Genomic DNA, 21,691 nt, shown 5'->3' with positions numbered 1-21,691 from the left:
ACATCCAAAGTATATTCGTAATTTTTCGAAAACGAAAATAAAAAAATGATTTATATATTTTATTACATCATTTCAAATACAGATTAGAAAATTGAGGCTGCTTTCAAGCGATGTAATCGTTAATTTATGCGATACTAAACCAAAGAATAGTAGGAAGTACTTGATGAAAAATTATATTTTATTTTTATTTGTAGTTAGTGCACTGGGTTTAGCCGCTTGTCAAAGTACCCCGCGCCCATATAACGGCAATGTCGGTTATCAAATTGAAAATCAATCTAGCAATTCAGCAACCTTAGCCTACACATTGGCAGGACGTCAAAATCAAAATATGGACGAGACTAAATTACAGCGGGCTTGTCAAAAAGTTTTAGGGATGAATAAGCAATATACAATAAATATTCTAAGCACCAATGAAATTGCGAATCCTGCCCTACAGACTGAAAAGTTTGGTCGTCAAATTGGACAAAGCCGAACCAGTATTGGCTTAAGCAATACCCCTGATTTACATAATAGCGAAGATTACGCGACTCGACAGGCTTTAGATGCACGTCCAAGTACATTACGCGTGGTTCGTTATACTTGTTCTTAATCGATTATTAAAAAATTAGGATGCAATTTACAGCGTCTTATAAAAACTGACATTCCGAAACTCTTTAGATTCATCCAAATCGGGCCAAGTCGTGGCACTACGTTCCTCTAGTTTTTGGTATTTTGGATGACTAAAGTTTTTCACTCGACTATCTGCCACCCACACCTCTGATGTGAATTTTAAAAATTCATCCAAGAAATATCGATTGCATTGATCATAGAGTACATCCGCAGCTAGAAGCACATCGACTTGCTCAGCTTGATATAAATCCTCTAAATATTCGAGTTCAACATTATTCAGCCCTGCATTAGCACGACAAGCGTCTAGACTTACCTGATCGATATCACAACAGATCACGCGTTTTGCACCTGCCATTTTCGCAGCAATTGCCACCACTCCAGAACCGGCCCCAAAGTCTAAAACAACTTTATCTTTAACATGATGTGGCTCGGCCAACAACCACTGCGCCATGGCTAAACCAGATGCCCAGCAAAAAATCCAATACGGTGTATCATTCCAAATACGACGAATGACTTCATCATCCAAGCGATCGATTGGGAATACGGGTGGAATGAGCCACAGTGAAATGGGTGTCTCAGGAAGTTGCTGAGCTAAAAGCTCACAATTTGGAATCACCTCATGCAAGGCTTTGAGCAGATGCTCGGGTGCTTGAGGAAATTGGAAAGTACAGGTCATGGACACTTTATATTTGTTGAATTTTTTAATAAACGCACGACGGGGTCTTACACGTTAAGACGCATGATGTGCATAACCTTCGGTTCGACCTACTTTTGTTTCGACAAAAGTAGGCAAAACCATTGCCATTTGCTGAACTCGACTGAAACCATCATTTATTTAATACTTCGCAGAAACATTTTTATCGAATTTAGTCCTGCCTCGAACAGCAGCAAATGACGATATCACGACTCCAAAACCAATATAAAACTGATTTTGGAGTCTTATAAAAATTAACCTAAAGCTTTTTCAGCAGCTTCAACCGTTTGACGAATCAGCGTGGTAATGGTCATTGGCCCTACACCACCCGGAACAGGTGTATAGGCAGAAGCCACATCTTCAATACCCACTAACTGAATATCACCCACACCACCACCATCCCGTGGATGGAAACCGGCATCGACCACCACAGCGCCTTGTTTAATCCAGTCTTTTTGGATCAATTCAGCTTTACCTACCGCACCGACAATAATATCCGCTTGTTTTACAAGTTCTGGAAGATTTTTGGTGCGTGAATGGCAAATCGTTACGGTTGCATTGGCTTGCAGCAACATCGCAGCCATAGGTTTACCCAAAATTGCAGAGCGTCCAACAACCACTGCATGTAGACCTGCAATTTCGATCTTATTTTCTTTTAAAATCGTCATGATGCCCGCAGGTGTTGCTGAACCATACGCGGCCTCACCCATCGCCATACGGCCGTAACCCAAGCAAGTTACACCATCGACATCTTTTGCTAGCGAGATTGCATCGAAACATGCACGCTCATCAATTTGTTCAGGTACAGGATGTTGCAATAAAATCCCGTGAACATCTGGATTGGCGTTGAGTTTTTCAATTTCTGCCAATAATTGCTCAGTTGTTGTTTCTTTGCCTAACTCAACTTTAAGTGAATCCATACCCACACGACGGCAAGCATTGCCTTTCATGCGTACATAAGTCGCAGATGCACCATCATCACCGACCAAAATGGTTGCAAGAATCGGGGTACGACCTGTTTTGGCTTTTAACGCTTCTACACGTGTTAACAAGTCAGCTTCAATGTTTTTCGCCAATGCACGACCATCTAAAACTAATGCCACGGCACATCTCCAAAGTAGATATGAATCAATTTCGCAAATAATACATGATTATTTGCTCAATTTTATTCTATATGCCGAATTTATGTGCATCTACACGATTTATAGTATTGTTTTTTTTTCAAAGATTGCTAATATGTGCAACACAAGAGATGGCGGGGTGGCAGAGTGGTCATGCAGCGGACTGCAACTCCGTGTACGCCGGTTCGATTCCGACCTCCGCCTCCAATCTTGTACAATGCCCGAGTGGTGAAATCGGTAGACACAGGGGATTTAAAATCCCCCGCCCACAAAGCGTGCCAGTTCGAGTCTGGCCTCGGGCACCATTTTAATACTTTTTAAAATGGTGCAATAAAAATTCCAGCTTAATGCTGGTTTTTTTATGTCTAGAACTCATAAATTTAAATAATCAATGACTATAAAAAAAGAGAGCTTATCACCCCCTGATTTTATATGTGCTTGATTCAACCTAAAAAAGGCGCAGATAAATACAGTTTTAAGTCCTGTTCTAATTTTTCTTGAAAATGTGATGGATGAATAATTTTAATATAGGGAATCCAATAACGCACTAAAGGTAAAAGTTGCATTTCATGGCGAATTTGACAACGAACCAGTAGTGCTCCAGTTGTATCTTCTTCCTCTATCGTCTGCTCAGGAAGCAAGTGACGCTGCTTAAAATACAATGCCATTTCTGGACGAACTGAAACCAACACGTCCTGCTTATTTCTACCAAACCAAATCCCCTCATCATCTTCAAGTTGCGCTAAAATATCAGGATCATGTTCAAATTGTGTGGCCATTTGTTGCGTCACGTGATCGATCTTACTTAAACGGTAGGCACGCAATTCCTCTTCAGCCGTGGCAGCTAAATACCAATTGCCTTGATAATGAATTAAGCGATAAGGATATACCGAACGTGGCCTGTTATTATAAGTAAAATGGATTTGCTTACGTTGTTGAATCGCTTCTGCAAGAACTTGAAAATGTGCAGCAAATTGTGCCGCATTTTCAAAATAATAACCTTTTGCAGAGAAAACCTGACTGGCACGCTCATCCAATAAACCACGTAAAAAAGACATATTTAAAGAAGGATAGAGCTCACTCATCCCTGAAAGTTGAGCAAAATTTTGGATATCTTGCAACTTAAAACGCCCTAAATATAGAGGGTCAAGTGAATATTTCTTACTATTTTCATCCTGAATTAAAGGTAAGTATGAATTCAAGCGATCAAAATCTCGCTCTATTGTTCGTGTACTCACCTGAAATTCCTGAGCCAATTCAACTACACCCAGTTGATATCCCACATTTAATTTGGTTAATATATTTGCTAAACGCTCTGCAAGGCGCTCATGCGTTGAAGCAATACGCTTCATATTCCCTCACTGTACATTTGTATATGTACTATTTTTAACCAATACAGGTTGAATCTGCCATTTTTAAATTAGTGACGACATCTTATTCACTAAAATAAAGTAATTTAAAACTAATTATAATTATTTCAGTTCCCCTAATTCAGTCTAAAAAATACAGACACTTCTGTCTATTCATAATCAAATTTTTTTTCTTTTATTTTTTTTGCAGATTTTTGCTGATTTAAACGTTCCATATAACGTTCCAAATGAATCAATGCTTTGTACATTTTATGCAAATCAACATGTAATATACGGTTATAAATAATAGCCTTGTGCAAACGTTTAAGTGCTCGAAAACCTTGTGCACGCGTATATGATGTCGATACTATTTTCACGCTCTACCCTCTAGTGTGTATTACTTTTAACCCAGAAAACCAAATAAATCAGTCAGGTTTAATCTAGAGTGAATGTACACCACACTTTTGACAGGTTGTGTCGAATAGTGATCACTATTTATCAACATTTAGATTTTTTTGATTTTTTATCATACTTTTCAATTAAAAAAGCCAAGTATCACTCAGCTTTTCTTTTTCTAGCCCACCTCTTTTATATAATGTCTACCACTATCTTGCCCACATGTTCACCCGTATCCATGCATGCATGTGCAGCTTGAATTTGATCAAATTTAAAGGTCTTGTAAATCATGGGTAAGCATTCCCCTTTCGCCCAAAATGGCGCAACAGTATCTTCTAGGCCTTGAGCAATTTCAGCTTTTTCAGCCGTAGAACGTGCACGCATCGTCGAACCCGTGATGGTCAAACGTTTCATCATGATATGTCCCAGATTAATCTCTTTGGCTTTACGCCCCCCCAAAAAAGCAATATAGACCAAACGCCCATCACGACGCAGCAAATTTAAATTTTTCTCTAAATAAGGTGCACCCACCATATCCAAAATAACATCAACACCTGCATTTTCTGTTTTCTCATTGATGACTTGCTCGAAGTCCTGAGTTTTATAATTAATAGCCGTGGTTAGATGTGAAATTGATTGTACTTTTTCATCAGTACCTACCGTTGCGAAAGTTTTAATGCTTAATGCTTTACACAACATAAGCGCAGTTGTACCAATACCACTGGTTCCGCCATGTATAAGTACGGTCTCCCCTTCTTTGGCTTGCCCCATTTGAAAGACGTTCGCCCAAACAGTAAAGAAGGTTTCGGGAATCGCTGCGGCTTGAGTAAAGCTTACACCTTCAGGAATACTCAATGTTTGGCTTTCAGGCACGACGCAATATTCTGCATAACCACCACCATTGGTTAGACCACAAACTTTGTCACCCACTTTGAATTTAGTGACATCACTTCCCACTTCTTCCACAATACCTGCCACTTCCAAGCCCGGTACAGGTGTTACACCTTTAGGCATTGGATATAAACCTTGACGTTGCAAGATATCAGGACGGTTGATTCCAAAGGCATGTACTTTTATTAAAACTTCATCTGCTTGTGCAATTGGAATAGCGACCGCTTCATAAGCTAATTTTTCTGGGCCACCCGATTCGGTAATGATGACTTGCTGCATAATTTTTTGTGACATGATTGCTTTCCTTATCCTTTACTTTTCAAGTTTATTAAGCTTATTTGAACATAGATCGCGAAAGGAATGAAGTCAGCTCGGACTTATGTATAATTAGATGGTATTTATAAAAAATTTAGCATTTTTTAATGTTTATAGTTAGTAAAGCCTTAACCGCTCCCCTACAATTACTTTTTGCTTATCTATAGTCAACCTATGGAAAAATTCTAGACTCTTCTCATCCTTTGAAAACAAAAATTGTTCAGAGTCAAAAAATTGTAATTGATTAATTCTTTCCACATAATTTTGATTTACATTAAAAAATCCTCCTTTCTCAATAGCACCTAAAATTGTCATACCAGGATAATCATAATTAGGAAAGTATCTAGCCCGTTCCAAATCCTTCATCAAACTTGGACATATAGCAACTATGCAAATACATGGACTGATTGGAAAGTAAATTTCCACACCTACTGATGCTAAACCCAAATCAGGATCTCCAAACATCGGATTTATTATCGAATTTCTTAAAACTACTGGAGTATCTCCAATACAAAAATTATGTTCCAATGAATTTAATAAAAACCATTTTTTTATCTGAAAATACGGTAAAAGCTCTTTTGAAAGTTGAAGCATATGCAATATTGACATTTTTTTTACTTTTTCATCAATTCCATCAGTTGAAAAATTATCTATTCCCGCTATACCCAGCCCTTTAAAGCGTTCCGCAACCTGTAAAATTAAATTCTTCGTTAACTCTCTATGATTTTTTGTTCTTATATATTGAATGCAAATATATTCACTAATTAACTGTCTTTCCTTATCATTCAAAATACTTAATTTTTTATTTTTTATTATTTTATCTATAATATTTTTTACATCTGATTCTATTTTAGATAGGTATTTTTCAAAGGTTTGTACTTCCCCATTATTTTTAAAATTATAGAAATACCTTTCCCCCGCCATATTTCTAATGTTTGATGGGTAAACCTTTTTTCTGATCTTATCCAAAACATAAATTTGATCTTTTTTAGTATGGTCTTTTTTAAAACTTCTTAAAAGAAACTGCGGTACATAATGTTGTAAAATTGCCACGCCATCCATTTTCATAATTTTGCTCAATTTTTTATTTTGAAATATGATAAACAAAAAACCCACCAGTAGGTGGGTTTCTTGTGAATCAGCTCACTCTTATAAACGAACCAATTCCACAATTTTTTCAGCAAGCTCTTCAACTGCTTCTTGCATAAACACAACATCTGTACCTTCAGTCACAGAGGTAATCACTGCAATACCTGTTTCACGAAGTAATGCAACTTGCGCAGCATCTAAATCAGTTTTCGCAATTGCCACAATCCCTTGTTGAAGCAATAAACTCTCAAGTGCTTGTGCATATTCCAAAGCTTTGATTGATACAGTAATAGACGCAGGTTTTTGACCCAAACGTGCTGCACGATCTTCTGCTGTCACAGGGTTGCTATGTGCAGACCACTCAACAGACTCTTCCACCATACCTGCACCAATCGTTACGTTATTTAAACGATCAATGAAAATAAATGAACCCGTATAACGGCTCTCTTGGTAACGATCAAATACCACTGGTGCATCAAATTCAACAGTTACATTGGCAATCGCATTTAAATCAAGATGATCTACTTGCATTTGCTCAAGTGTGTTCACGTTAGTACGGTAGTTAATAGCAGTCACTTTCGCAGGAACAGTTTGCGTACCAATTTTGATGTTATACAACTTACCAAGCACAAGTGCGTGATCCGCCATCCACACCACAGTCGCTTTTACAGAACGTGAAATGGTCGGAACACCTTGATCTGCACGTACCAACATATTACCGCGTGAAACATCAATTTCATCATTGAGCGTTAATGTCACTGCTTGACCAGCAAATGCATGTTCAAGATTGCCATCAAAAGTGACAATTTCTTTCACTGTTGAAGACTTACCTGAAGGTAATGCGACAACGGTATCACCGACGTTAATTTCGCCTAACGCAATCGTTCCCGCAAAACCACGGAAATCAAGATTCGGACGGTTGACATATTGCACAGGGAAACGGAAATCACGTTGTGCTGTATCACGGTTAATTTCAACAGATTCAAGCGAACCCATTAAAGTTTGACCCGTGTACCACGGCGTATGTTCAGAAACATTCACCACGTTATCGCCATTTAATGCAGAAATGGGCGTAAAGATGATGTTGCTTGGTTTACGATCACCCAATTGAGCAACGAAACCTGCATATTCCGCTTGAATCTCATTAAAACGTGTTTCAGAGAATTCCACCAAGTCCATTTTGTTGATTGCAACAATAATATTCTTAATTCCCAGCAAACTGGCAATATATGTATGACGACGTGTTTGGGTTTGGACACCATAACGCGCATCAATCAAAATAATTGCAAGGTCACACGTCGACGCACCTGTTGCCATATTACGTGTATATTGCTCATGCCCTGGCGTATCCGCAATAATAAACTTACGTTTTTCCGTCGAGAAATAACGATACGCTACATCAATGGTAATACCCTGTTCACGTTCAGCTTGTAAACCATCTACAAGTAACGCCAAATCTGGTGCATCGCCCGTTGTACCGACTTTTTTCGAGTCACGAGTCACCGCTTGTAATTGATCTTCATAAATCAATTTTGAGTCATAAAGCAGGCGACCAATTAAAGTCGATTTACCATCATCAACATTACCGCACGTTAAAAAGCGCAATAAGTCTTTATTTTCATGTTGTTTTAAATAGCCCAAAATATCTTGGCTAATCAATTCAGATTGATGAGACATTGCTCAAACTCCACAAATGCTTAGAAATCGGTTTTAGATCGAAAAATTAGAAGTAACCTTCTTGCTTTTTCTTTTCCATCGAGCCTGCTTCATCATGGTCAATCATACGACCTTGACGTTCAGAACTGGTCGCAAGTAGCATCTCTTGGATAATCTCTGGCAAGGTGTTGGCTGTTGACTCAACTGCACCTGTCAGTGGATAACATCCTAGAGTACGGAAACGTACCGATTTCATTTGTGGAACTTCACCTTCTTTTAAAGGCATACGTTCATCATCAACCATAATGAGTGTACCACTACGTTCAACTACAGGACGTTCTGCAGCTAAATACAAAGGTACCAATGGAATGCTTTCCAAGTAAATGTATTGCCAAATATCAAGCTCAGTCCAGTTTGATAATGGGAACACACGAATACTTTCACCTTTGTTTACTTTACCGTTATAAAGATTCCAAAGTTCTGGACGTTGATTTTTAGGATCCCAACGATGTTTCGTATCACGGAACGAATATACACGTTCTTTCGCACGTGATTTTTCTTCATCACGACGCGCACCACCGAAGGCTGCATCAAATTTGTACTTATCCAATGCTTGTTTTAAGCCTTGGGTTTTCATAATATCTGTATATTTTGAACTGCCGTGATCAAAGGGATTAATTCCAGCATCTTTGCCTTCTTTATTTTGATGCACAATCAAATCGAAACCATGGGTTTTCGCCATGTTGTCGCGGAATGTGATCATATCTTTGAACTTCCAGCCTGTATCGACATGCAATAATGGGAAAGGAAGTTTTGCAGGATAAAAGGCTTTCAAGGCAAGATGTAGCATGACTGCAGAATCTTTACCGATAGAATACAACATCACCGGATTTTCAAATTCGGCAGCCACTTCACGGATAATATGAATACTCTCAGCTTCAAGTTGCTTGAGATGAGTAAGTCTTTCCTTATTTATGGACATTGACAACACCAGATCAGATCGACGTGTACTTATTACACTTTTAAAAATATATATTCATTATAAAGATTTAGTTATCACTACTATTGCTTGTTTTATTATATTGATATGCAAAATTGTCATATAAAGTTTCTTAAATAATAAGTATAAGTTTTGATGACTGATTTTTAAGAGATGTTTTTATTTTATCATCAATCATCCTTGAATAATTTATTTTTAGAAGGAATCATTTGCGGTATTTTTTGCTTCACTTTCTGATATTTATTATTTATACATTTCTCTCACTCAATACTATCTTAAAGCAAATTTATTTCAAATTTTAAATGCTCACTTTAAATTAATCATTAAACCATATCACCAAAATTTTGGCTCAAGATGAAAGCACGGCTAGTTTTTAGTGAGGCCTTAATGGATAGTCCTGCCGTAATTAATGAAAATAAAAAACCCCATTCAATGATGAGGTTTTTTATTTTTAATTTAATTAAGCCAAGCCTTTGTCTTTTAAAAGTTGGAACATCGTTGAACCCAATTCTGCGGGACTTCGGGTATATGCCATTCCAGCTTTTTCAAATGCAATAAATTTCTCTTCAGCTGTTCCCTTACCTCCAGAAATAATTGCACCTGCATGTCCCATGCGTTTTCCTTTCGGTGCAGTTACGCCTGCGATATAACCGACTACAGGTTTGGTCACATGAGATTGAATATATTCAGCAGCTTCTTCTTCCGCGGTTCCACCAATTTCACCAATCATAATAATGGCTTCTGTTTGTGGGTCTTCTTGGAATAGTTTTAAGCAGTCAATTTGATTCATGCCTGGAATCGGATCACCACCAATACCAATACAGGTTGACTGGCCTAGACCCAGTTTGGTCGTTTGAGCAACAGCTTCATAAGTCAGTGTACCAGAACGAGAAATGATCCCGATTTTACCTGACTGATGAATGTGTCCTGGCATGATGCCTATCTTGCATTCGCCTGGGGTAATAATCCCTGGACAATTTGGCCCAATAAGACGTGCATTATTACCATAGGTTTCTAAATAGCGTTTAGCCTTAAGCATATCTAAAGTCGGCACACCTTCGGTAATGACGACAATCAGCTCAATTCCAGAATCTACTGCTTCAATAATTGAATCCAAAACAAAAGGTGCAGGAACATAAATAACCGAAGCATCTGCCTTGGTTTCTCTCACTGCATCTTTCATGGTGTTAAATACGGGTAAATCTAGATGAACTTGACCACCTTTTCCTGGTGTTACGCCACCCACGACTTTAGTACCGTAATCCAAGGCTTGTGCTGAATGAAAGGTACCATTTTTACCAGTAAAACCTTGTACCAATACTTTCGTGTCTTTATTAATTAATACGCTCATGATTGATACTCCTTTACGCTTTCACTGCAGCAACAATTTTTTCCGCAGCATCAGACAGACCGTTTGCAGAAATTAATTTCAAACCTGATTCATCAAGTAATTTTGCACCTAACTCAGCATTGTTGCCTTCTAGTCGAACCACGACAGGTACAGTTACATTTACTTCCTGAACCGCTGCAATAATAGCCTCAGCAATCATGTCACAACGCACAATGCCTCCGAAGATATTGATTAAAACCCCTTGAACAGAAGTATCTGCAAGAATAATTTTAAATGCTTCAATCACACGTTCTTTCGTTGCACCGCCGCCCACATCTAAGAAATTAGCAGGTTGGCCACCGTACAACTTAATGATGTCCATAGTTGCCATTGCAAGCCCAGCACCATTCACCATACAACCAATATTACCTTCTAGCGCAACATAGTTAAGGTCAAATTCAGACGCTTTTAACTCACGTTCGTTTTCCTGAGATTTGTCACGTAATGCGGCAACTTGAGGGATACGATAAAGTGCATTTGAATCGATTCCTACTTTGGCATCGACACACAAAATATCGCCATTTTCACGGACTGAAAGCGGATTAATCTCGAACAATGCAAAATCATTTTCAACAAATGCTTGATAAGCTGCCGTCATAATTTTAACAAATTGATTGATTTGACCATCTTTTAAATTTAAAGCAAAAGCGACTTCACGCGCTTGAAATGGTAATAACCCAACCAAAGGGTCCACTTCTACTTTAATAATTTTTTCTGGCGTTTCTTCTGCTACTTTCTCAATTTCAACACCACCCTCAGTGGATGCCATAAAAGTGACACGACGACTTGAGCGATCAACCACGGCACCCAGATATAATTCCCGTTCTACAGGATAGACATCTTCAGCCACCAAAATACTATTTACTGGTTGACCGTTAGCATCAGTTTGATAAGTGACTAAACGCGTACCAATGATACTATTTGCATATTCCGCAGCTTCTTCAGCAGATTTTACGACTTTTACGCCACCGGCCTTTCCACGACCGCCAGCATGAACTTGAGCCTTCATAACGGCAAATTTTCCACCGAGTTGCTCAAATGCTGCTACTGCTTCATCTGCATTGGTCGCAAGTACACCCTCTTGAACAGGCATACCATATTTTTTTAATAACGCTTTGGCTTGATACTCATGTAAATTCATTAAAAGACCTTTTTATTTACTACTTTTTCACTTTGTTATGACCCACCAACACCCCGACATCCGTCAATGCAGTATTGGCATTTTTTTAAAACGTTTTAAAACTTGTTATCTTTATTTTTAGATGATTATTCAAATAAATACAACCATCAAATAGAAAAAGAGCGGCCTAAGCCGCTCCATTTTGTTATTTTCGTTTACGCTGAATCGCGTGGATCGCTCGTCCATCCACTGCTAAAGCAGCTTCATGCACCACCTCAGAGAAGGTTGGATGACCAAAAGTCATTAATTGCAAATCTTCAACAGAAGATACAAATTCAAGTGCAATCATACCTTGGTGTACAATATCAGATGCAGCAGGTCCAATCACGTGCATACCCAATAGACGGTCAGTTTTCGCATCAGCAACAAACTTCACGAAACCAGCATTTTCACCAGCAGCCATAGCACGGCCATTTGCAGCAAAACCGAATTGACCAGTTTTCACTTCGTGACCTTTATCGACCGCCTGTTGTTCAGTTAAACCCACCCACGCCGCTTCTGGGTGTGTATAGATGACAGAAATAATCGTGTCATAGTTCACTTGAGCTGCATGACCGTGAATACGCTCCACCGCCATCACACCTTCTTCCATTGCTTTATGTGCAAGCATTGGACCACGTACTAAGTCACCAATTGCATATACACCTTCAACAGAAGTTGCACACCAATCGTTCACTTCAACTAAACCACGTTCAGTCAGTTTAATACCACAATCATCAGCCAATAGACCTTCAGCATAGGCACGACGACCCACACAAACAATCAATTTATCGAAAGTTTGAGTTTTGTCTTCACCGCCCTGGGTATATTGAACAGTCACTTCTGAACCATTGACTTCAGTACCAGCAACTTTAGCGCCAACACGAATATCCATACCTTGTTTAGTCAATAGTTTTTGGTAGTCTTTTGCCAAGGCTTTATCAGCCATTGGTAAGAATGCATCCATTGCTTCAAATACAACAACTTCAGCACCTAAACGACGCCAAACCGAACCCAACTCTAGACCAATTACGCCTGCACCAATCACACCTAAACGCTTAGGTACTTCTTGGAATTCAAGTGCGCCAGTTGAGTCAACAATCACATCTTGATCTACAGGAGCAGAAGGAATATTGATTGGCACAGAACCCGTTGCAAGGATGACATACTTAGGCTCTAAAACTTGAGTTTCACCTTCGTGAGATACAAATTCTACTTTTTTACCCGCAAGTAATTTACCCGTACCTTTTAACCACTCGATACCGTTACCTTTTAGAAGGCCATCGATACCCATAGTCAATTGGTCAACAATTTTGTCTTTACGCGCAAGCATTTTAGACAAATCAAAAGCGACTTCGCCTGTATGAATACCGTGATCATCTAAATGATGAACAGTATCTTCATAACGATGAGAAGAATCGAGTAAAGCTTTAGAAGGAATACAACCTACATTCAAACAAGTACCACCTAAAGATGGTTTGCCTTTATGAATGCGTTTTTCAATACAAGCAACTTTAAAACCAAGTTGAGCAGCACGAATTGCCGCTTCATAACCACCTGGCCCACCGCCAATAACAACAAGATCAAACTGTTGAGACATTTTTATCCCCATTCTTTCTCCCTAAGTCCTCTTTTTAAAGAGGACTTTTCCCGCTTTCATCAAGCGAGCTGAAGGAAGATTTATAATAAATTAGTTACAGGTCAAGGATGAGTTTAGCTGGTTCTTCTAACAGCTCTTTCACTGTTACAAGGAAACCTACTGCTTCTTTACCATCGATCATGCGATGATCGTAAGAAAGCGCTAAATACATCATTGGCAAGATTTCAACTTGACCGTTGACTGCCATAGGGCGCTCTTGGATTTTATGCATACCCAAAATCGCAGTTTGTGGTTGGTTTAAAATAGGCGTAGAAAGCAATGAACCGAAGGTACCACCATTGGTGATAGTGAACGTACCACCTGTCATTTCTTCAATGGACAATTTCCCTTCACGTGCTTTCGCAGCATAAGCACCAATGCCCGATTCAACTTCAGCATAGCTCATACGGTCTGTATCACGCAGAATAGGAACGACTAAGCCACGCTCACTTGATACCGCAACACCAATATCATAATAACCATGATAAACAATATCATCGCCATCAATTGATGCATTTACGGCTGGGTAACGTTTAAGTGCTTCAGTAACTGCTTTTACAAAGAAAGACATAAAGCCAAGACGCGCACCATGACGCTTTTCAAACGCATCTTTAAATTGCTTGCGCATTTCCATAACAGGTTTCATGTTCACTTCGTTAAACGTCGTCAACATTGCAGTGTTTTGAGTTGCAGAAAGAAGACGCTCAGCTACACGCTTACGAAGACGTGTCATTGGAACACGTTTCTCAATACGCTCACCTACAGCGACACTTAAAGGTGCAGCAGCTGGTTTAGTCTGATGATTAGCAACATCTTCTTTCGTAATGCGACCACCGCGACCAGTCCCTGCAACATCAGTCGCAGCAATACCTGTTTCAGTCAACGCTTTACGTACCGCAGGCGCTTGATCAGACACAGGCTGAGCACGCTCTACTACAGGAGAAGCACCTGCTTCAGTTTGTGAAGCCGCTTGCTCTACTTTCTGCTCTGATTGAACAGCTTGAGTTTGCGCAGCACCAGAAACAGCACCTTCTTCGAATTGAGCAATCACTTCATTTGATAAAACAGTTTCGCCTTCACCTTTAATGATTGAGGCAATTGTACCGTCAGCAGGAGCGACAACTTCTAAAACAACTTTATCAGTTTCAATATCACAAATCACTTCATCGCGTGATACAGCTTCACCTGGTTGTTTGTGCCAAGTTGCAATTGTTCCGTCTGCAACTGACTCTGGGAATACCGGTGCTTTAATTTCGGTTGCCATTATTTAGAATCTCCTGATTGTTCAGCCACAATCGCCAATGCGTCGTTAACCAGCTGAGCTTGTTGTTTTGCATGCAAATAAGGTGAACCACAAGCCGGTGCAGCAGAAGCTTCACGACCTGCATAACTAATACGAACTTGTTTACCTGTTTTCATCACATCATCATAAAGACGTGGTGCGATAAATAACCAAGCACCTTGGTTTTTCGGTTCTTCTTGCGTCCAAACTACTTCTTTTACATTCGGATAAGAAGCAAGCATTTCAGCAATACGTTTTTCTGGATACGGATATAATTGCTCAATACGCACAATCGCTGTATTGGTCAACGCTTGTTCACGACGTTTTTCAAGTAAATCGTAATAAACCTTACCACCACAAAGTACTAAACGTGTGACATCCGCTTTGTTAATTTGATCAATTTCATCAATCACAGTTTGGAATGTACCCGTTGCCAACTCATCCAAAGTAGAGGTTGCCAATTTGTGACGAAGCAATGATTTCGGAGAAGTGATAATCATAGGTTTACGAATTGGTCGAACCGCTTGACGACGCATTGCATGATAAATCTGTGCAGGCGTAGTCGGTGTAATCACTTGCATGTTGTCTTCGGCACACAGCTGTAAGAAACGTTCCAAACGTGCAGATGAATGCTCTGGACCTTGACCTTCGTAACCATGTGGAAGCAACAATGTTAAGCCGCAAACACGCTCCCATTTGGTTTCACCCGATGAGATAAATTGGTCAATCACCACTTGCGCACAGTTTGCGAAGTCACCGAATTGCGCTTCCCAAATAATTAAGCTTTTCGGTAAAGTCGTTGAATAACCATATTCAAAAGCCAATACCGCCATTTCTGACAAGAGTGAATCATAAATAGCAGTACGAGGTTGATTTTCTTTCAAGTTACATAATGGAATGTAAACAGAGCCATCAACTTGGTTATGCAGTTTTGCATGACGATGTGAGAAAGTACCACGACCAACATCTTCACCTGTTAAACGGAATAAATAGCCTTCATCCAAAACAGTTGCATAAGCTAAAGTTTCAGCAGCACCCCAGTTTAACGGCATTTCACCCGTTTGCATTTTTAAGCGATCATCGATCACCTTAGACACTTGACGTTGCATCACGAAGCCTTCTGGAAGCTCACGCATTTTTGCACCAAGTTCTTTTAAACGCTCAATTGGGAATGTTGTATCCCAATCATCTGTATAGTCGTGACCTAAATAAGGTTTCCAATCAACAAACATTTTGGTATTTGGTTCTAAAACCAACGCGTTCGCTACATGCTTACCCGCTTCCAAATTTGAACGATAATCTTCAATCATTTGATCTGCAACTGCACGATCAAGCACTGCTTGTTGAACCAATTGATCTGCATAAAGTGCACGTGTAGTCACTTTCTTGTTGATCACTTGATACATCATTGGTTGTGTTGCTGCTGGCTCATCGGCTTCGTTGTGACCACGACGACGGTAGCAGAACATATCAATCACTACATCCTTACGGAAGGTATGACGGAAATCATGCGCCAATTGAGCAACAAACAATACAGCTTCAGGATCATCCCCATTCACATGGAAAATTGGGGACTGAATCATTTTTGCAATATCAGTACAGTATTCTGTAGAACGTGCATCACGTGGATCAGAAGTCGTGAAACCAACTTGGTTATTCACAACAATATGCACTGTACCACCTACGGTATAACCGCGGGTTTGCGACATCTGGAAAGTTTCTTGATTGACACCTTGCCCAGCAAATGCAGCATCACCGTGCACAATCACTGGCAATACATCATCACCACCAATATCTTTACGACGAACTTGACGCGCACGAACGGAACCCTCAACCACAGGCCCAACAATTTCTAAATGCGATGGATTGAATGCCAATGCTAAATGTACTTCACCACCTGGTGTCATTACATTTGAAGAAAAACCTTGGTGATATTTAACGTCGCCAGAACCTTTTTTATGAATTGATTTGCCTTCAAACTCACCAAACAAGTCAGCTGGGTTTTTACCCATAATATTAACAAGTAGATTTAGACGTCCACGGTGTGGCATTCCAATCACAACTTCTTTACAACCGACAGAACCTGCACGCTGAATGAGTTCATTCACCATTGGAATAAAAGACTCACCGCCTTCAACACCAAAGCGCTTAGCACCAACATATTTATTACCTAGGAATTTCTCTAGGCCTTCAGCTGCTGTCAGACGCTCTAAAACATGTTTTTTCTGTTCTGGAGTAAAATTGAATTGACCTTTTGCACTTTCAAGACGCTGTTGAATCCAACGCTTCTCTTTGGTGTCAACAATGTGCATGTACTCTGTACCAATAGAAGCACAATACGTTGCTTCCATTGCTTGAACCATTTCACCTAAAGTCGCTTCATTTTTTCCGATAGATAAATTCCCTGTATTAAATACAGTATCTAAATCAGATTGAGTTAAACCATGCGCAGCAAGATCAAGATCTGGAACGATTTCACGTTTAGCCAAACCTAAAGGATCTAATTTTGCTTTTTGATGACCGCGATTACGATATGCAGCAATAAGTTGTAACACACCGATTTGACGTTGGCCATGTTCTGAGCTCACTGCACTTTGAACAACGGCTTGAACACGATTAGAATTACGACCTAATAATAGGAACTGCTCACGTACATTGCTATGCGGTTGATCACCTTTAGGGAATTTATCGAAATATTCACGCCAATCAGCTCCAACCGAGTCTGGTGAGGTTAAATAATGTTCATAAAGTTCTTCAATATACGCTGCACTGTCAGCGGAAAGCTCTGTGTCAAGACGCAGTGCGTCAGCAACTTCTTGCATTTGTGGACCCATTTCCTATTGCAAAAACATTTTCAGGATGCTTTTTAAGCGAACCCATGATTAATAACATCAAATTGGTAAAATGACATTAGTCCGCACAAGGCATTAAGCCAAGAGGCGTTATCACTACATTAGGAATAACCCAATGTGAATAATGAATCATAACGCCCCTATTGGCATCATCACTCATTGAATACTCGACCGAAACCGAGCAATTTTTTGCAAATCGACTTAGAAAAAATAAGCACACAATATTATTTTTTCTAAAGCGATTTCTCTTTAATTTATAAACCTTATAGACCCACCTAAGTGTTGAAAAAATGTACATAAATGCAATTTTTTCACCTAAAACTTGCCAGTAAATCCTAACATGTTCTTTAGTTACAATTGATTTTTTTGACACATACCTCCTATAAATTAGCTAAATACATCACCACTATTTTCATCTAATATATGGTGCTTCATATAATACTCGGATTCAATGTAGACCATAGTCCTATACCAAACCTTCGCATAGCAAAAAAGAGCACAACTTTTACACTGGCTCTCTTTATTTACTTTAATAGGATAACATTTTTAAATTTAGTTTTGCAGACTCAAACCAGAGAATCGCTGTTAATTTATCAATTAAAACAACTTCACAACAATTGTTTGGTTTTTTGCTTATTTTATAATCACCCTTAAGATCACCACACTCATTCAATCCTATTTATTCGACGGACAAATCCTTTACAACTTTTATAAATCCAAAACAAGTCCACATCTGAGAGATATAAAAAAGCATGCCTATAGGCATGCTTTTTTATTACAACAGAACTTATCCTGCTTGATCAAACATCATGCTACGGATATGACCGATTGCCTTGGTCGGATTAAGACCTTTAGGACAAACCGATACGCAGTTCATAATGCCTTTACAACGGAATAAAGAGAATGGGTCGTCTAGACGAGCCAAACGCTCTTGAGTTGCTGTATCACGCGAATCAATAATGAAACGGTATGCATTCAACAATGCTGAAGGACCCAAGAACTTGTCTGGGTTCCACCAAAATGAAGGACATGCAGTTGAACAACATGCACATAAAATACATTCATACAGACCATTTAAATGCTCACGCTCTTCAGGAGACTGTAAACGTTCCTTCGCTGGCGCAGGCTGATTATTGATCAAGAATGGATGAATTTTATTATACTGATCGTAGAACTGATTCATATCTACAACCAAGTCTTTAACCACTGGCAAACCCGGCAATGGACGAATCGTGATTTCATTCGGTAAATCGTTTAGGTTCCAAAGACACGCTAAACCATTTTTACCATTAATGTTTACACCATCCGAACCACAAATTCCTTCACGACATGAGCGACGGAATGTTAAAGTTTCATCTTGGATTTTCAATGCTAGAAGCGCATCAAGCAACATACGATGCTTGTCAGTTAACTCAAGCTTGTAAGTTTGCATGTACGGTGCTTTATCCTTATCAGGATCATAGCGATAGATATGAAATGTACGAGTACCTCTACTCATCTTTATTCTCCTGATTAGAATGTACGTGGTGCTGGTGGAATCGCATCAACCGATACTGGCTTGTAACGCACTGGCTTATACTCAAGACGATTATCCGATGAGAACCATAAAGTATGTTTCATCCATTCATCATCACGACGACCATAAGAATACGTTGGGTGATCTGCTGGTAACTCATAATCAACCACAGTATGCGCACCACGACATTCTTTACGAGCAGCCGCAGAGATTAGCGTTGCTTTTGCAACTTCATATAAATTTTCAACTTCCAAAGCTTCAACACGCGCAGTGTTAAATACTTTCGATTTGTCTTTTAAATGAATATTACGAACGCGTGGCTCAATCGCAAGAATCTGTTTTACACCCTCATCAAGCAACGCTTGGGTACGGAATACACCAGCATGATCTTGAACGATATCACGAATAGCATCAGCAACTTCTTGAGCATTTTCACCCGAAGTTGATTCATCTAAATCACGAATACGTTTGCGTGTATTTTCAAATACAGTCGTTGGCAGCGGTTGATACTCATCACCGTGATGTTTAGTCACATAATCAATGATGTGTTCACCCGCAGCTTTACCAAACACAACCAAATCAAGAAGTGAGTTTGTACCTAAACGGTTTGCACCATGTACAGACACGCAAGAACATTCACCAATAGCATAAAAGCCTTTGATTGGTTTTGTATAGTTACGTTCGCCACCATTACTTGAGTAAGATTCACCAGCTTTGTCGTAACCCGCCTCAAAGTTAGTATCCGGAGCACCTTCAGGAACAACAACTTGCCCATGAATATTGGTTGGAATACCACCCATTTGATAATGGATCGTCGGTACAACTGGAATTGGTTCTCGAGTAATGTCGACATTCGCGAATTTTTTACCAATCTCAAACACAGAAGGTAAACGCTTCATGATGGTATCTGCACCTAAATGCGTCATATCCAACAGGATATAATCACCTTTAGGACCACAACCACGACCTTCTTTAATTTCTTGGTCCATAGAACGTGATACGAAATCACGTGGAGCCAAGTCTTTCAAAGTTGGTGCATAGCGCTCCATAAATGGTTCACCATCTTTGTTACGAAGGATTGCACCTTCGCCACGACAACCTTCGGTCAGCAATACGCCTGCACCAGCAACACCTGTTGGGTGGAACTGCCAGAACTCCATATCTTGCAATGGAATACCTGAACGTGCTGCCATACCAAGACCGTCACCAGTATTGATGTACGCATTGGTAGATGCACGGTAAACACGACCCGCACCACCCGTTGCAAACAATGTTGCTTTGGCTTGGAACACCGCAATATTGCCCGTTTCTTGGTCAATTGCAGTCACACCAAGTACATCACCCGCTTCGTTACGAATCAGATCAAGTGCGATCCATTCAACAAAGAATTGAGTACCCATTTTCACGTTGCTTTGATAAAGCGTATGAAGCAACGCATGACCTGTACGGTCAGCTGCAGCACATGCACGTGGAACTGGTTTTTCACCATAATTCGCAGAGTGACCACCAAAAGGACGCTGGTAAATCGTACCATCTGCATTACGGTCGAACGGCATACCCATGTGTTCAAGTTCATAAACAACTTTAGGCGCTTCACGACACATAAACTCGATTGCATCTTGGTCACCTAACCAGTCCGAACCTTTTACTGTGTCATAAAAGTGGTAGTGCCAGTTATCTTCTTGCATATTACCAAGAGATGCACCTATACCACCTTGCGCTGCAACAGTGTGCGAACGTGTTGGGAATACTTTAGTCAGGACTGCAACATTCAAACCAGCTTGAGCAAGTTGATATGAAGCACGCATACCTGAACCACCACCACCCACAATAACTGCATCGAAAGTGAGGTGTTGAATATTTGTGTAGTCTTCTTTAGGGGTTATAGCGCCCATGATTTTTTCCTATCAATTCGCCCAAAAAATCTGGATCGCCCAGATTGCATATGCAAATACAGCAATAATGACTGCTGATGTCAGCACAAGGCGTAAACCTGAAGCTGAAGGACCCATCTGACGAGTAGTCACATAATCTGTGAATACTTGCCACATGCCAATCCAAGCGTGTGCGACAAGAGATAAGACCGCCAATAAAGATAAAATCTTCATTGGTAATGTCATCATAAAGCCAAACCATTGCTCATAGTTAAATCCGCCATTACAAAGGATCCAACCAAATACCACAACAGTATAAACAGCCAATACAACAGCACTTACACGTTGGATGAACCAATCGCGCGAACCTGAACCTGTAAAACCGGTAGCACTTTTCATTAGAGAACAATCCATACAAATGCAGCAACAATACCGATTGCAGACAAAATCAATGAAATAGTAGCTGCGATTCGACCACTTTGTAGTTCTTCGGCAATACCTTGGTCAGCAAGTAAATGCTTAACACCCGCAATAAAGTGGAAAATTAAGCCAGCTACAAATACCCATACGACAAAGCGCACAATGAAGCTACCGAAGATTGCTTGAACTTGAGCAAAACCTTCAGCCGAAGACAATGATTTGTCTAAAAGCCACAAAAGCACTGGTACAAGTAAAAATACGATGACACCAGATAGACGGTGTAGAATTGATGCAATAGCCACAGGGGATTTTAAGTTTACTTCTAAAACTTGACCCATGGACAAATTGACAGGTCTGTTGCTTTTCACAGCGGGCATCCTGTAAGTAAAAACTCCATCCGGAGTTTGTTGGAATTAATTCGAAGGAAAGCTAGCATTTT

General features: G+C 39.8%; 18 protein-coding genes and 2 tRNA genes. 3 read left to right on the top strand and 17 right to left on the bottom strand.

Features of this window, described 5'->3' with window-relative positions:
* Nucleotides 1-163 precede the first annotated feature (163 nt).
* Nucleotides 164-589, top strand: a complete 426-nt coding sequence (locus GA0116959_RS01455; RefSeq protein WP_092717606.1) for a hypothetical protein — start codon at nt 164-166, stop codon at nt 587-589.
* A gap of 27 nt (nt 590-616) precedes the next feature.
* Here GA0116959_RS01455 and GA0116959_RS01450 read toward each other — a convergent pair whose 3' ends face one another.
* Both GA0116959_RS01450 and folD read right to left on the bottom strand, forming a co-directional pair.
* The gene (locus GA0116959_RS01450; protein WP_092717603.1) at nt 617-1,285 is read right to left on the bottom strand and encodes a class I SAM-dependent methyltransferase; all 669 of its coding nucleotides are present in this window, start codon (nt 1,283-1,285) and stop codon (nt 617-619) included.
* A 272-nt stretch (nt 1,286-1,557) separates the two neighbouring features.
* Nucleotides 1,558-2,406 (bottom strand): bifunctional methylenetetrahydrofolate dehydrogenase/methenyltetrahydrofolate cyclohydrolase FolD, encoded by an 849-nt coding sequence (gene folD / locus GA0116959_RS01445; RefSeq protein WP_092717600.1) that lies wholly within the window; start codon nt 2,404-2,406, stop codon nt 1,558-1,560.
* Nucleotides 2,407-2,557: 151 nt separating this feature from the next.
* Between folD and GA0116959_RS01440 the strand changes: the two genes are divergently transcribed.
* Nucleotides 2,558-2,631, top strand: a tRNA-Cys gene (locus GA0116959_RS01440).
* 12 nt (nt 2,632-2,643) lie between these two features.
* A tRNA-Leu gene (locus GA0116959_RS01435) sits at nt 2,644-2,729 on the top strand.
* A gap of 138 nt (nt 2,730-2,867) precedes the next feature.
* On the opposite strand, the gene GA0116959_RS01430 is transcribed toward GA0116959_RS01435, so the two are convergent.
* From GA0116959_RS01430 to sdhC, 15 genes are all read right to left on the bottom strand, one after another.
* Nucleotides 2,868-3,776 carry a helix-turn-helix transcriptional regulator gene (locus GA0116959_RS01430; RefSeq protein ID WP_092717596.1) on the bottom strand — a complete coding sequence of 303 codons (909 nt, stop codon included), beginning with the start codon at nt 3,774-3,776 and terminating at the stop codon, nt 2,868-2,870.
* 167 nt (nt 3,777-3,943) lie between these two features.
* On the bottom strand, nt 3,944-4,150 hold the full coding sequence (locus GA0116959_RS01425) for a hypothetical protein (RefSeq protein WP_092717593.1): 207 nt from the start codon (nt 4,148-4,150) through the stop codon (nt 3,944-3,946).
* Nucleotides 4,151-4,361: 211 nt separating this feature from the next.
* Nucleotides 4,362-5,354, bottom strand: coding sequence for an NAD(P)H-quinone oxidoreductase (locus GA0116959_RS01420; protein WP_092717590.1), 993 nt, complete (start codon nt 5,352-5,354; stop codon nt 4,362-4,364).
* A gap of 138 nt (nt 5,355-5,492) precedes the next feature.
* A complete protein-coding gene (locus GA0116959_RS01415; RefSeq protein WP_092717587.1) occupies nt 5,493-6,443 on the bottom strand; it encodes a DUF4238 domain-containing protein in 951 nt (316 codons plus the stop codon).
* A gap of 81 nt (nt 6,444-6,524) precedes the next feature.
* Nucleotides 6,525-8,141: a sulfate adenylyltransferase subunit CysN gene (cysN, locus tag GA0116959_RS01410; RefSeq protein ID WP_092717584.1), complete on the bottom strand. Its 1,617-nt coding sequence runs from the start codon at nt 8,139-8,141 to the stop codon at nt 6,525-6,527.
* Between the two features lie 46 nt (nt 8,142-8,187).
* The gene (gene cysD / locus GA0116959_RS01405) at nt 8,188-9,096 is read right to left on the bottom strand and encodes a sulfate adenylyltransferase subunit CysD (protein ID WP_171250383.1); all 909 of its coding nucleotides are present in this window, start codon (nt 9,094-9,096) and stop codon (nt 8,188-8,190) included.
* Nucleotides 9,097-9,580: 484 nt separating this feature from the next.
* Nucleotides 9,581-10,471, bottom strand: coding sequence for a succinate--CoA ligase subunit alpha (gene sucD, locus GA0116959_RS01400; RefSeq protein WP_092717581.1), 891 nt, complete (start codon nt 10,469-10,471; stop codon nt 9,581-9,583).
* A 13-nt stretch (nt 10,472-10,484) separates the two neighbouring features.
* Entirely contained in the window at nt 10,485-11,651 is a 1,167-nt protein-coding gene (gene sucC / locus GA0116959_RS01395) for an ADP-forming succinate--CoA ligase subunit beta (RefSeq protein WP_092717578.1), read from the bottom strand.
* Nucleotides 11,652-11,835: 184 nt separating this feature from the next.
* Complete coding sequence (gene lpdA, locus GA0116959_RS01390; protein WP_092717575.1) at nt 11,836-13,269, bottom strand: dihydrolipoyl dehydrogenase; 1,434 nt, start codon at nt 13,267-13,269, stop codon at nt 11,836-11,838.
* Between the two features lie 94 nt (nt 13,270-13,363).
* The gene (odhB, locus tag GA0116959_RS01385) at nt 13,364-14,572 is read right to left on the bottom strand and encodes a 2-oxoglutarate dehydrogenase complex dihydrolipoyllysine-residue succinyltransferase (protein WP_053579843.1); all 1,209 of its coding nucleotides are present in this window, start codon (nt 14,570-14,572) and stop codon (nt 13,364-13,366) included.
* Nucleotides 14,572-17,412, bottom strand: coding sequence for a 2-oxoglutarate dehydrogenase E1 component (locus tag GA0116959_RS01380; RefSeq protein WP_092718063.1), 2,841 nt, complete (start codon nt 17,410-17,412; stop codon nt 14,572-14,574). Before GA0116959_RS01380 ends, odhB begins: the two co-directional genes overlap by 1 nt.
* A gap of 817 nt (nt 17,413-18,229) precedes the next feature.
* The gene (locus tag GA0116959_RS01370; protein WP_053579841.1) at nt 18,230-18,940 is read right to left on the bottom strand and encodes a succinate dehydrogenase iron-sulfur subunit; all 711 of its coding nucleotides are present in this window, start codon (nt 18,938-18,940) and stop codon (nt 18,230-18,232) included.
* Nucleotides 18,941-18,954: 14 nt separating this feature from the next.
* Nucleotides 18,955-20,853, bottom strand: coding sequence for an FAD-binding protein (locus GA0116959_RS01365; protein WP_092717568.1), 1,899 nt, complete (start codon nt 20,851-20,853; stop codon nt 18,955-18,957).
* 12 nt (nt 20,854-20,865) lie between these two features.
* Nucleotides 20,866-21,231, bottom strand: a complete 366-nt coding sequence (gene sdhD / locus GA0116959_RS01360; protein ID WP_053579839.1) for a succinate dehydrogenase, hydrophobic membrane anchor protein — start codon at nt 21,229-21,231, stop codon at nt 20,866-20,868.
* Nucleotides 21,231-21,629, bottom strand: a complete 399-nt coding sequence (gene sdhC / locus GA0116959_RS01355) for a succinate dehydrogenase, cytochrome b556 subunit (protein WP_053579838.1) — start codon at nt 21,627-21,629, stop codon at nt 21,231-21,233. Before sdhC ends, sdhD begins: the two co-directional genes overlap by 1 nt.
* Between the last annotated feature and the right edge of the window lie 62 nt (nt 21,630-21,691).

This window comes from Acinetobacter albensis, from assembly GCF_900095025.1.
GTDB classification, from domain to species: domain Bacteria; phylum Pseudomonadota; class Gammaproteobacteria; order Pseudomonadales; family Moraxellaceae; genus Acinetobacter; species Acinetobacter albensis.
Note: the sequence above shows the minus strand (reverse complement) of the source record. Positions and strands in the feature narration are given on the sequence as shown.

Bases quoted from the DNA above. Each gene is read 5' to 3' on its own strand.
- GA0116959_RS01455 (WP_092717606.1), top strand. From the start codon at position 164: ATGAAAAATTATATTTTATTTTTATTTGTAGTTAGTGCACTGGGTTTA.
- GA0116959_RS01450 (WP_092717603.1), bottom strand. From the start codon at position 1,285: ATGACCTGTACTTTCCAATTTCCTCAAGCACCCGAGCATCTGCTCAAA.
- GA0116959_RS01430 (WP_092717596.1), bottom strand. From the start codon at position 3,776: ATGAAGCGTATTGCTTCAACGCATGAGCGCCTTGCAGAGCGTTTAGCA.
- GA0116959_RS01420 (WP_092717590.1), bottom strand. From the start codon at position 5,354: ATGTCACAAAAAATTATGCAGCAAGTCATCATTACCGAATCGGGTGGC.
- GA0116959_RS01415 (WP_092717587.1), bottom strand. From the start codon at position 6,443: ATGAAAATGGATGGCGTGGCAATTTTACAACATTATGTACCGCAGTTT.
- cysN (WP_092717584.1), bottom strand. From the start codon at position 8,141: ATGTCTCATCAATCTGAATTGATTAGCCAAGATATTTTGGGCTATTTA.
- sucD (WP_092717581.1), bottom strand. From the start codon at position 10,471: ATGAGCGTATTAATTAATAAAGACACGAAAGTATTGGTACAAGGTTTT.
- sucC (WP_092717578.1), bottom strand. From the start codon at position 11,651: ATGAATTTACATGAGTATCAAGCCAAAGCGTTATTAAAAAAATATGGT.
- lpdA (WP_092717575.1), bottom strand. From the start codon at position 13,269: ATGTCTCAACAGTTTGATCTTGTTGTTATTGGCGGTGGGCCAGGTGGT.
- odhB (WP_053579843.1), bottom strand. From the start codon at position 14,572: ATGGCAACCGAAATTAAAGCACCGGTATTCCCAGAGTCAGTTGCAGAC.
- GA0116959_RS01380 (WP_092718063.1), bottom strand. From the start codon at position 17,412: ATGCAAGAAGTTGCTGACGCACTGCGTCTTGACACAGAGCTTTCCGCT.
- GA0116959_RS01370 (WP_053579841.1), bottom strand. From the start codon at position 18,940: ATGAGTAGAGGTACTCGTACATTTCATATCTATCGCTATGATCCTGAT.
- GA0116959_RS01365 (WP_092717568.1), bottom strand. From the start codon at position 20,853: ATGGGCGCTATAACCCCTAAAGAAGACTACACAAATATTCAACACCTC.
- sdhD (WP_053579839.1), bottom strand. From the start codon at position 21,231: ATGAAAAGTGCTACCGGTTTTACAGGTTCAGGTTCGCGCGATTGGTTC.
- sdhC (WP_053579838.1), bottom strand. From the start codon at position 21,629: ATGCCCGCTGTGAAAAGCAACAGACCTGTCAATTTGTCCATGGGTCAA.